The sequence below is a fragment of the Streptomyces sp. WM6386 genome, assembly GCF_000972385.1.
Classification (GTDB): Bacteria; Actinomycetota; Actinomycetes; order Streptomycetales; family Streptomycetaceae; genus Streptomyces.
In genome coordinates this window covers 1-770 of the sequence record NZ_JXTE01000299.1, presented here as the reverse complement: position 1 = coordinate 770, position 770 = coordinate 1, and the positions used below count along the sequence as shown (strand labels likewise).

Here is a 770-nt window from a genome sequence, read left to right as displayed (position 1 = left end):
TCTGTGTCTGGCGGAGTATCTGGACTGGCGGCGGTACTTCGATGACTGGATCACTGTCTCGGATGTCGCGCGGGAGGCCGCCCACCGTGCCGGGGACAGAAGCGGTGAGGCCATGGCGTGGAACAACCTAGGCCTCTCCCTGCGGGAGGCGGGCCGGATGGAGGAGGCGGTCGAGGCCCAGACCCGCGCCCGCGACCTGTACCAGGCCACCGGGGACAGTCTCGGTGAGGTCATGGCGTGGAACAACCTCGGCCTCGCCCTGGAGCAGATAGGCCGGGTGGAGGAGGCGGTCGAGGCGCACATCCGTGCCCGCGACCTGCACCAGACCACCGGGGATCGCCGGCGTGAGGCCATGGCGTGGAACAACCTCGGCATCGCCCTGCAGAAGGTGGGCCGGGTGGAGGAGGCGGTCGAGGCGCACATCCGTGCCCGCGACCTGCACCAGGCCACCGGGGACCGCCATCGTGAGGCCATGGCGTGGAACAACCTCGGCATCGCCCTGGAGCTGGCGGGTCGGGTGGAGGAGGCCATCACGTCGTACGACAAAGCCGCACAACTCCACCAAGAGGCCGCTAACTGGTACCGGGCAGGCGAGACCCTCGGAAACCTCGCCCGCGCCCACGAAGCAGCCCACCGCCCCGCCGACGCTCGCGCCGCATGGCTCCAGGCAGCCGACTCCTACACCCAGGCCGGCGCCACCGAAGAGGCCGCCGCAGCACAGGCCGACGCCAACGCAACGGACACCGCCCCACCACCCCCCACCCTCACCC

General features: G+C 70.6%; 1 protein-coding gene. It reads left to right on the top strand.

All coding sequences use genetic code 11. The features are described from left to right. Positions 1-770 (top strand): tetratricopeptide repeat protein (locus TN53_RS41345; RefSeq protein WP_046264041.1); only part of this gene is annotated, 770 nt, incomplete at both ends.